This is a genomic window from Kitasatospora putterlickiae (assembly GCF_039527695.1).
Classification (GTDB): domain Bacteria; phylum Actinomycetota; class Actinomycetes; order Streptomycetales; family Streptomycetaceae; genus Kitasatospora; species Kitasatospora putterlickiae.
The window spans coordinates 46,951-55,321 of sequence record NZ_BAAAKJ010000122.1 but is presented as its reverse complement, the minus strand read 5'-3'; the positions used below and the strand labels follow the sequence as shown (position 1 = coordinate 55,321).

At 76.0% G+C, this 8,371-nt stretch carries 7 protein-coding genes; 5 read left to right on the top strand and 2 right to left on the bottom strand.

The window, feature by feature from the left end; genetic code table 11:
- Window positions 1-114: 114 nt before the first annotated feature.
- On the bottom strand, window positions 115-855 hold the full coding sequence (locus ABD308_RS12895; RefSeq protein ID WP_344332865.1) for a PIG-L deacetylase family protein: 741 nt from the start codon (window positions 853-855) through the stop codon (window positions 115-117).
- Window positions 856-1,040: 185 nt separating this feature from the next.
- On the opposite strand from ABD308_RS12895, the gene ABD308_RS12890 reads away from it, so the two are divergent.
- The 5 genes from ABD308_RS12890 to ABD308_RS12870 all read left to right on the top strand — a co-directional run bounded on the left by ABD308_RS12890 (window position 1,041) and on the right by ABD308_RS12870 (window position 7,011).
- Window positions 1,041-2,060: a zinc-binding dehydrogenase gene (locus tag ABD308_RS12890; protein ID WP_344332864.1), complete on the top strand. Its 1,020-nt coding sequence runs from the start codon at window positions 1,041-1,043 to the stop codon at window positions 2,058-2,060.
- Between the two features lie 63 nt (window positions 2,061-2,123).
- The gene (locus ABD308_RS12885) at window positions 2,124-2,507 is read left to right on the top strand and encodes a MerR family transcriptional regulator (protein ID WP_344332921.1); all 384 of its coding nucleotides are present in this window, start codon (window positions 2,124-2,126) and stop codon (window positions 2,505-2,507) included.
- A 97-nt stretch (window positions 2,508-2,604) separates the two neighbouring features.
- On the top strand, window positions 2,605-3,258 hold the full coding sequence (locus tag ABD308_RS12880) for an ArsR/SmtB family transcription factor (protein WP_344332862.1): 654 nt from the start codon (window positions 2,605-2,607) through the stop codon (window positions 3,256-3,258).
- Window positions 3,255-4,538 (top strand): MFS transporter, encoded by a 1,284-nt coding sequence (locus ABD308_RS12875; protein ID WP_344332860.1) that lies wholly within the window; start codon window positions 3,255-3,257, stop codon window positions 4,536-4,538. The genes ABD308_RS12880 and ABD308_RS12875 overlap by 4 nt, the downstream gene beginning before the upstream one ends.
- A 490-nt stretch (window positions 4,539-5,028) precedes the next feature.
- Entirely contained in the window at window positions 5,029-7,011 is a 1,983-nt protein-coding gene (locus tag ABD308_RS12870; protein WP_344332858.1) for an FUSC family protein, read from the top strand.
- Between the two features lie 47 nt (window positions 7,012-7,058).
- Here the strand turns inward: ABD308_RS12870 and ABD308_RS12865 are convergent.
- Window positions 7,059-8,371, bottom strand: a 1,313-nt coding sequence (locus ABD308_RS12865; RefSeq protein WP_344332856.1) for an amidase, incomplete at its 5' end; no start/stop codon positions are given.

Sequence of the window (8,371 nt, the reverse complement as noted above, 5' to 3'; positions counted from 1 at the left end):
CTCCCGGCGGCCATCGACGAGGACGTCCACCGCCACCGCCGCGGCCGCCGCAGGGACGACCTCACGGTGCTCACCCTGCGCCGCAACCCCGCCGCCGGGCCGCCGGTGCACTAGTCAGCGGAGCGGGAAGACCTCGAAGGCGACGGCGAAGCGCGTGCCGAGGCGGGTGCCGGCGCCGCGGCCGGCGCCCTCCAGGAAGCCGCGGGCGTCCGACATCCCGCCGCCGAGGCCGGCCAGGTAGGCCTGGTGGGCCTCCAGGGAGGCGACACCCCGGTCGAAGGTGTCGGTGGTGTCCACCGCGTGCCCGGACTCGGGCGAGGCCGCCACCCAGATCTGCCGGACCCCGTTCCACGGCTCGTGGCCCTCGTCGACCAGCTCGCGGAACACCCAGCGGTTGCCCGCGTCCCGCACCGCGTCCAGGGTGGCCCGGCCGACGGCGATGTGGTCGGCCTGGTTGAGGAAGACCCCGCCCCAGGTGTCGTGGAAGTTGCTGGTGATGACGATGTCCGGGCGGTGCCGGCGCACCGCGCGGGCGATGTCGCGGCGCAGCGGCAGGCCGTACTCGACGACGCCGTCCGGGTGGCCGAGGAACTCGACGGTGTCGACGCCGACGATGGCGGCGGAGGCGATCTGCTCGGCCTCCCGCAGCGGGCCGCACCGCTCGGGGTCCATGCCGTCGATGCCGGCCTCGCCGCTGGTGACCATCACGTAGACGACGTTCTTGCCCTGGTCCGTCCAGCGGGCGACGGCGGCGGCCCCGCCGTACTCCATGTCGTCGGGGTGGGCGACGACCACCAGGGCGGTCTGCCAGTCCTCGTCGACGGGCTCGAAGGGCGCGGGTGCCTGCTCGGTCATGGTGGTGCTGCCTCTCGGTGGTACCGGTGCGTGCAGTCGTACGGCCATGCGGTCCTACGGTCTTACCGTCGCATGGCCGTACCGGACGTGACTCTAGGAGATCACCGGAGACGCTTGCCCTTGACGCGCGCGTCAGGGGTTAGCGTCCCCGCGACCCGTACGTCCTCGTCTCCTGGAGCCCGCCCATGCCGTCCTTCCCCACCACCGTCCGCGAGGTCCGGCTCGTCGCCGTTCCCGACGGCCTGCCCACCCCCGACACCTTCGCCCTGGCCGAGGGGCCGCTGCCCGCCCCGGGGCCCGATGAGGTGCTCGTCCGCAACCGGGCCTTCCTGGTCTACCCCGGCCTGCGCACCCTCGTCGGCGGCGCGTTCGCCGGTGCGCCCTTCACGTTCCGGCCGGGCGGCCCGCTGGCCGGCCCCGCGCTCGGCGAGGTGCTGGCCGCGCCCGCCGGGGGCCCGCTGCGGCCCGGCGACCTCGTCACCCACATGCTCGGCTGGCGCGATCACGCCGTGGCCGGGGCGGCCGCGTTCACCCGGGTGGACGACGACTTCCCGGACCCGATCGCCCTGCTCTCCCCCGGCGTCGTCGCGTACGCCGCGCTGACCCGCGCGACGGCGGTGCGGGAGGGGGACGTGGTCCTGGTCACCGGCGCGGCGGGCGCGGTCGGCACGGTGGCCGGGCAGCTGGCGCGGCTGCTCGGGGCCGCCCGGGTGATCGGCACCACCGGCTCGGCCGCCAAGGCGAAGCGGCTGACCGGGGAGTTCGGCTACGACGCCGTGCTGGTGCGCGGGGAGGGCCCGATCGCCGACCGCTTGGCCGCGGCCGCGCCGGACGGCGTCGACGTGCTGCTGGACATGGTCGGCGGCGAGCAGCTGACGGCGGCCGTCGAATCCGCCCGCCCGGGAGCGCGGTTCGCGCTGATCGGGGCGCTCGCCGGGCAGATGGATCCGGCGCGCCGGGGCGCCGACGCGCCGGCGGTGGTGGACACCTTCCGGCTGCTCACCCAGGGCGTCACCGTGCACGGCATCAGCGGGCACGGGTACGCGGAGCTGGAGCCGGAGTGGCGCGAGCGGCTCGGCGAGTGGCTGCGCGGCGGCGGGCTGACCGTGCCCAGGACGGTGCTCAAGGGCATCGAGCAGGCGCCCGGGGCGTTGTCCAGGCTGATCGACGGTGACGTCTTCGGCGTCCTGGTCGTCGAGCTGTAGACGGCCCGTCCGGAGGGCCGGACGATCGAACGGACACCCAGGGGAGGGCGGATGACGGGTCCGATGCGGATCGGCGACGCGGCGGCGGCCGCCGGCACCACGCCGCGCGCGCTGCGCTTCTACGAACAGCGGGGCCTGCTGCCCCCGCCCGCCCGCACCGCCTCCGGCCAGCGCGCGTACGGGCCGGAGACGGTGACCCGGGTTCGGGTGATCCGCACGCTGCTGGCCCTCGGGCTGACCGTCGAGGACCTGGCGAGCCGGGCGCACCGGTTGGACCTGCTCGCCGAGGACCCGCCGCGCAGTTGCGCGTCCACCGGCGACTTCGGGCCGGACACCTTCGCCCCGGTGATCGAACAGCGGCTCGCCGTGCTGGACGCGGAGATCGCCCGGCTGACCCGGCTGCGCGAGAGCCTGGCCCGGCACGCCGGGACGGTGGTTCTGCCGTAGAGCCTCCGTAGAGCCCCAGAGCCCGCCTGAGCAACTTCCAGAGAGTTCTCTGCAGAGACCCCTATGCAGAGAACTCTCTGCAACCTACGATGCAGGCATGCCCACCGACGAGACCGAAGAACCCGCCACGACGCCCGAAAGGCCGACGCGCCGGCTCGACGCGCGCAGCCTGCGCGGGCTCGCGCACCCGCTGCGGATGAAGATCTTCGAGCTGCTGAACCTCGACGGCCCGGCGACCGCCACCCGGCTCGCCGAGCGGCTCGGCGAGAACACCGGAACCGTCAGCTGGCACCTGCGCCACCTCGCCGAGCACGGCTTCATCGAGGAGGAGACCGGCCGGGGCACCAAGCGCGAGCGCTGGTGGCGGCGCGTCCCCGTCACCAACCGGCTCCAGACCAGCGACTTCCGGGACGACCCGGACACCCGTGGCGCGGTCTCGCTCTACCTGCACGAACTCGTCGAGCAGTACTTCAACCGGATCAACACCTACATCTCCCAGGACTGGCCGGACGAGTGGCGCAACGCCGGCACCATCTCGGACTGGAGCCGGCTGCAGCTGACGCCGGACCAGCTCCAGGCGCTCAACAACGACCTGTTCGCCGTCATCCAGCGCCACCTGCCGGACGAGAACACCGAGCCGGACCCGGCGGCGCTGCCGGTCGTCGTCCAGCTCCAGTCCTTCCCCCGCCGCCCCCGACCCGGCGACACCGGGAACGGCAACGCCGACGACCGGCGGAGGAGCGCCGAGTGAACACCGACGCCACCGATCCTCGCGGCCTGCTGCGCCGCCACCGCGACTTCCGGCTGTTCTGGTGCGGCGAGACGGCCGGCAAGTTCGGCGCCTCCGTCACCGGCGTCGCCATGCCGCTGATCGCCGTCTCCGAACTGCACGCCTCCACCTTCGAGATCGGCCTGCTCAGCGCCGCCTCCTCGGCACCCTGGCTGGTCATGGGCCTGCCGGCCGGCGTCTGGGTGGACCGCTTACGCCGCCGCCCCGTCATGCTCGCCGCCGCCGGCGTCTCGCTCGCGCTGTTCGCCGCCGTCCCGGTCGCCGGATGGGCGGGCCGGCTGAGCGTCGGACTGCTGCTGACCATCGCCCTGCTCACCGGCACCGCGGCCGTCTTCTTCCAGACCGCCTACACCGCCTACCTGCCCGACCTGCTCGCCCCCGCCGACCAGCCCGAGGGCAACGCCAAGCTGCACGGCAGCGCCTCCGCCGCCCAGATCGTCGGCCTCGGCTCCGGCGGCCTGATCGCCCAACTCGCCGGCGCCGCCAACGGGATGTTCGCGAACGCCGCGACCTTCCTGGTCTCGCTGCTCTGTCTGGGCCGCATCCGGCACCGCGAAGCCCCACCCCGGCCCGCCGCCGAGCGCGACCTGCGCCGCGAAGTCGGCGAGGGCCTGCGACTGCTCGCCCGGGATCCGTGGATGCGCGCCTTCACCCTGTTCGCCGCCGCGTCCAACCTGGCGCTGATGGGCTACCAGTCGATCCAGGTCGCCTTCCTGGTCCGCGAGGTCGGCCTCGCCCCGGGCACCGTCGGCGGGCTGATCGCGACGGCCGGCAGCGGCGGCGTGCTCGGTGCGTTCGCGGCCCGCCGGGTCGCCGCCCGGATCGGCACGGCCCGGGCGATGATCCTCTTCCAGCTGGGCCTGCCCTCGCTCGCCCTGCTCATCCCGCTCACCGGCACCGGCGCGGGCGTGCTCTGCTACGCCGTCGGCGGGTTCAGCATCTCGGTCGGCGTGGTCGCCGGGAACGTCATCAAGTCCGGCTTCCAGCAGCGCTACTGCCCACCCGAGCTGCTCGGCCGGATCGCCGCGAGCGCGGCCGTCCTCAGCTACGGCACCATCCCCCTCGGCGCCCTGCTCGCCGGAGCCCTCGGCACCGCGCTCGGCCTGCGCCCCGCCCTGTGGATCACCACGGCCGGAGTGCCGCTGGCGGCGCTCGTCCTCCTGCTCTCCCCCATCGGCCGCACCCGCGACCTCCCGACCACCCCCTACCCCGCCCCGGCCCCCGAACCCGCCCTCATCTGATGTGAGGTCAGCTCGCTTGGCCGGAAGGCCCCGAGAGATCGACCACGTCGGCGGCCAGCGCCAAGGCGTACCCCGCGAGGTTGCCGCCGAGCCGGTCCCCGGCCGCACCCGGGGCGAGGGGCACGGCTGCCGGGGTGGTGCCCAGGCCCGCCCGCGCTCGCGACCACCGCGTCCACGCGGTCCACGGCGCGCCCGGTGCGCAGCCGCCCGGCCCAGGCGCGAGCCCCGGTCCGGCTCGACGCCCCTGCGGTGGCGGCCCGGCGGCGACCAGGCCCTCGCCGCACTCCGTCCACACCACTGAGCCGCCACGCCACGCACGAACAAGCGGCCCGAACCCCGGCCCCGCTCGACGCCCCTGCCGTAGCCACCCGGCACCGCCCAGCGGCAACCAGGCCCTCGCCGCACTCCGTCCACACCCCTGAGCCGCCGGGCAGCACGGCCGCGCGTGCCGCGGCCGGGGCGTGGCGGGGTGGCGCCGTAGGTTGACGGCATGGCACAGGACCCGCCGGGTGGCCGGCTCTCCCCTCCGAAGTGGCTGACCGCCGGGATGCGCCCGCAGCCGGCGGCGGTGCCGTGGGCGGCGGTGGCCCGGGCCTCCGTGGCGCTGGCGGCGCCGCTGGCCGTCGGGCTGGCGGCGGGGCGGCCGGCGTACGGGGCGCTGGCCTCGATGGGCGCACTGTCCGCCGTCATCGGCGACACCGCCGACGCCTACCGGATGCGGGTCTTCAACATCGCCGTACCGCAGCTGTTCGGCGCGGCCGGAATCACCCTCGGCGCCCTGGTGTTCGGGCGCGACTGGACGGCCGTCGCCGTCCTGACGCTGGTCGCGCTGGTCTCCGGGATGATCTCCTCGATCGGCTCGGTCGCCTCCGTCTCCGGCCTGCTGCTCCTGCTCAACGCCGTCGTCGCGGCCGGCCTGCCGATGCCGCACCCGTGGTGGAAGGCTCCGCTGCTGCTGCTCGCCGGCGGGGCCGTGGTGCTGCTGCTCACCCTGTTCGCCTGGCCGTTGCGCGGCGGCGTGCCGGAACGGGCGGCGGTGGCCGACACCTACCGGACCGTCGCCGCGTTCGTCCGCGCCGCCGGCACCCCGGAGCACGACGAACGGCGGCTGGCCGTCACCCGGTCGCTCAACTCCTCCTACGACCTGCTGCTCGCCCACCGCACCCGCCGGCACGGCCGCTCCCCCGGTCTGGCCCGGCTGATCGCCCGGCTCAACGCGCTGATACCGGTCGTCGAGGCGGCGTCCGCCGCGAAGCTGCGCCCGACGGACCGGCTCGGCCCGCTGCCGGAGGCCTACCGGGCCGCCGTGCTGACGCTCGCCGACGCCGTCGAACGCGGCCGGCCCGCCGCGTCGGGCCGGGACCCCGCCGCCTTCCTCGACCTGCCGGTGCCCACCGGCCCGTCCGAGCGGGCGCTGGACCAGGCCCTGCGCTACGCGGCCGCCGTCGACGCCGAGCCCGGGTCCTCCGGCACCGCCGTCCCCGACCGGCTCGGCCGCCCCGCCGCCCCCGGCGAGCGGGTCCGGCGCGCCGCGCGGGCGGCGCTGCTCTCCGGCGCGTCCTGGCGGTACGGCCTGCGGCTGGCGCTCTGCATCGGTCTGGCCCAGGCGCTGGTCTCGGTCCTGCCGGTGCCCCGCTCGTACTGGGTCGCGCTGACCGTCACCTTCGTCCTGAAGCCGGACTTCGGCTCGGTGTTCTCGCGCGCCGTGCTGCGCGCCTTCGGCACCGCGCTCGGCCTGCTGATCGCCGTTCCGGTGCTCGCCGAGGTGCCGCGCGGCTGGTGGGACGTGCCGACCGTCGCGGTGCTGGCCGCGCTGATCCCGGCGTTCTCGGCGAAGGGGTACGCCTTCCAGACGGCGGCCGTCACGCCGGTGATCCTGCTGCTCTCCGACCTGCTCAACCACCAGGGCTTCGGGCTGGTGCTGCCCCGGTTGTACGACTCGCTGATCGGCTGCGCGATCGCGCTGCTGGCCGGCTACCTGTGCTGGCCGGAGTCCTGGCACACCCGGATCGGCGACCGGCTGGCCGACGCCGTCGCGGACGCCTCCGCGTACGTCGCCCTGGCCTTCGCGGGCGCCCCGGGGCGCGACCGGCCGTCCCGGCCGCGCCGGCGCCGTCGGCTCTACCGGGACCTGTCGGCGGTCCGCTCGGAGTTCCAGCGCGCGCTCACCGAGCCGCCGCCGACCGGCACCCGGGCGGCGGCGTGGTGGCCGCTGGTGATCGCGGTGGAACGGGTGGTGGAGGCGACCACCGCCACCCGGGTCCGGGTCGAGCACGGGGTGCCGGCGCCGGCGCCGCGGGACGTCGCCGCGATCGCCGCCGACCTCGCCGCGCTGGCCGAGGCGCTGCGCACCGGCACGCCGCTGCCCGCCCCGTCCGAGGAGGTGCCCGCCGCGTCCGCCGACGACGTCCTCGCCCCGCTGCGCCGCGAGGTCCGCGCGGCCTGCGCGATCGCGTCCCCGGTCCTCGGCTGACGGCGGCCGGGAGCGGGGAACCGGGAAGCAGCGGCCGAGGACCCCGCTCAGTCCTGGATCCGCCGCCAGGGCCGGTCCGCCTCCAGCGCGAACGCCAGTTCCAGGAGCACCCGTTCGTCCCCGTGGGCGGCCGAGAGGTGGACGCCGATCGGCAGGCCCTCGGGGCTCGCGCCGCCCGGCAGGGCGATGGCCGGGCCGCCGGTGATGTTGTTGACCGGGGTGAAGGCCACGTAGCGGGTGAGCCGCTCGATCAGCTCGTCGAACGCGACGTTCGGGCTCAGGTGGCCGATCGGCGGCGCCACGTGCGCCAGCACCGGCGAGAGGATCGCGTCGTGCGTACGGAACATCTCCGCGTACGTCCACTCGGCCGCGCGCAGCCGCCGCAGCACGCCCGGCACCCGGGCGAACTCGCGGTGGAAGACCCGCCGCAGGCCGGTGGTGAGCCCGTCGAGCCGGGCCGCCCGGAAGCCGGGGTCGACGGTCAGCCGGCCGGTGGTGGCGATCAGGAAGGCGATGCAGCCCCAGTAGAGGATGAAGTCGCGGGAGAACTCCGCGCCGAACGGCAGCCGCACCGGCGTCACGTCGTGGCCCAGCGCGGCGAGCCGGGCGGCCGTCTCCTCGACCGCCGCCCGGGTCGGCCCGTCGGTGGGCGCCGTCGGGGAGTCCAGCACCAGGCCGATCCGCAGCCGGCGGGTCCCCGGGCCCTCGACCAGGCCGAGCGGGGGCAGGGCGGGGTTGCGGTGGTGGCGTTCGGCGGCGGCGAGGAACGCGGCGGTGTCACGGACGGAGCGGGTCAGCACGCCGTCGATGACGATGTCGACCGGCAGTCGGCGGCCCTGGGCGTTGGGCACCATCCGGCCACGGGTGGGCTTGAGGCCGACCAGGCCGCAGCAGGCGGCGGGGATCCGGATCGAGCCTCCGCCGTCGTTGGCGTGCGCGATCGGGACGACGCCGGAGGCGACCAGCGCCGCCGCGCCGCCGGAGGAGGCGCCCGGGGAGTGCGAGGTCCGCCACGGGTTGCGGACGGGGCGGGCCCCGGCGTACTCGGTGGAGGCGTTGAGGCCGAACTCCGGCAGCCTGGTCTTGCCGAGGACGGACAGGCCGGTGCCGAGGAACTGCTCGGCGAAGCCGGCGCTGCGGCGGGCGGGCTTGGCGCGGAAGGCCGAACTGCCCTGGCCGGTGGGCATGCCGCGCAGGTCGGTGTTGTCCTTGAGGTAGCTGGGCACGCCGTACAGCGGCCCGTCCGGTCCGGCGCCGGGCACGCCGGCGCACGCGCCCCGCCCCCGCCCGTACGCGGCGAAGGCGACCGGGGCGAGCGCCGCGTCGACGCGTTCGGCGCGCGCCGCGGCGGCCGCCGCCA